This window comes from Peterkaempfera griseoplana, from assembly GCF_001418575.1.
GTDB classification, from domain to species: Bacteria; Actinomycetota; Actinomycetes; order Streptomycetales; family Streptomycetaceae; genus Peterkaempfera; species Peterkaempfera griseoplana.
Genome location: NZ_LIQR01000802.1, coordinates 1 through 1,796, shown reverse-complemented (window position 1 = coordinate 1,796; position 1,796 = coordinate 1). Strand labels below are relative to the sequence as shown.

Below are 1,796 nucleotides of genomic sequence, written 5' to 3'. Positions count from 1 at the left end.
GGGCGGACGGGGAGGAGGAGTCGTGGGCCGATGCCGATCCGGCGGTGCTGCTGGAGCTGCTGGCCGCACTGGTGGACCGGGCTGGTGCCGCGGGTGAGCTGCGGCGTGGTGTGACGGTCGCGGATGTGGTGCTGGTGCTGACCGCGGCGGTGCCCTCCTATCCGGATCCGGACGGTGACGCGGTGGCGTACGCCGGTGCCGCAGCCGACGCCGGGGTGCCCGCGGAGGACGGGCAGAAGGCGCGTTGCGAGCGGCTGCTGCGGATACTGCTCGACGGTCTGCGGGCGTCCTGACGACGGCAACGGGCGCCGCTGGACGCCTGGTTGGGCCGAACGGGCGAAACCGGCGGACGGGAGGGGCGCACGCCTCCCCTGAAGGGTGGGATACGCCGTCGCAGCGGCCCGCAGCGCCGGACCGCTGTGCCATCCTTTGCCGGTGACGGGAGGCCAGAGCCCTGTGCAGGGCGTCGACGGGTCGTGCTGCGGCCCCACCCGGCAGGGTGTGAGTACGGCCGGGTGGCAGCTGTGAACGCGGACGACCCGGACCGGCCCGACCCCGGCGGGGGCGACTCGGCGGACGACGAGGGGACCGGGGGCCGGCTGCCGGGTCACGGGCAGGTGCCCGGCCAGGGACAGGTACCGGGCCAGGGCTGGCCGCCCGGGAAGGAGCAGCCGGCCGGTTCGGACGCCGCCGGTGCGCCCCGGGTGCCCGGACAGGCTCCGGCCGGGTTCGGCGGTGTGACGCCGGCGGCGGCCGCCCCCGAGGCGCCCGCCGCCGGTTCGGTTCCCGCCGTGCCGGCCCCGGCCGATCCCGTGGACGGGGATCTCCCGCCGTCCGACGCCGAGTTGGCCGCCCTGGTCCGCGGCGGCGACGACGCGGCGTACGAGGAGCTGTACCGGCGCCATGCCGATGCCGTGCGCCGCTATGCCAGGACCTGCTGCCGGGACAACTTCACCGCCGAGGACCTCGCGGGCGAGGTGTTCGCCCGGACGCTGCAGGCGCTGCGGGCCGGGCGGGGCCCGGACCTCGCGGTGCGCGCCTATCTGCTGACCGCGGTGCGCAACGTCGCGGCGGCGTGGACCCGCAGCGAGCGGCGCGAGCAGCTGGTCGAGGACTTCACCGCCTTCACGTCGAGCTCGGCGGCCAAGGAGCGCCTGGACATCACCGATCCCGGTGCGGACGTCTGGGCGATGGCCAGGTCCGACCGGCGGATGCTGCTGCGGGCGTTCGTCGCGCTGCCCGAGGACGACCGCATGGTGCTGTGGCACACCGAGGTCGAGCGGGAGACCCCCAAGCAGGTGGCGGTGCTGCTCGGCAAGACGGCCAACGCCGCGGCGGTGCAGGCGCACCGGGCGCGCGACCGGCTGGCGACGGCGTTCCTGCAGGCGCATGTGGCCTCGGCGCAGGAGGACTCCTGCCGGCGGCACGCCGACCGGCTGGGTGCCTATGCGCGGGGTTCGCTGCGCAAGCGGGCGTCGGCGGAGGTGGGTGCGCATCTCCAGGAGTGCGACCGCTGCTCGGCCGCCTATCTGGAGCTGGTGGACCTCAACGCGGGGCTGCGGGCGGTGCTGCCCGGGGGTGTGCTGGTGTGGGTCGGCGCCGGTTACTTCACCGCCGCGGCAGCGGTCGCGGGCGGAGCGGCGGTCGCCGGCGGGTCGTCGGTGGGCGGGGCTGCGGCCGGCGGCTCCGGCGGTTCCGCCGCCGCTGCGGTCGGGGAGGGTGTGGGGGCCGTGGTCAAGGCGGCGGTGGCGGTGACCGTGACGGTGGCGGCCGCCGCAGCCGTGGCGGTCTACACC

Annotated in this window: 1 protein-coding gene and 1 pseudogene; both read left to right on the top strand. The window is 76.5% G+C overall.

Going from position 1 to position 1,796, the window contains the following annotated elements; translation table 11 throughout:
* Window positions 1-293 (top strand): annotated as a pseudogene (locus tag AOK09_RS36930) (hypothetical protein); the annotation flags it as partial.
* 222 nt (window positions 294-515) lie between these two features.
* Window positions 516-1,796: sigma-70 family RNA polymerase sigma factor (locus AOK09_RS36925; protein WP_157876210.1), on the top strand; the 1,281-nt coding region annotated here is incomplete at its 3' end.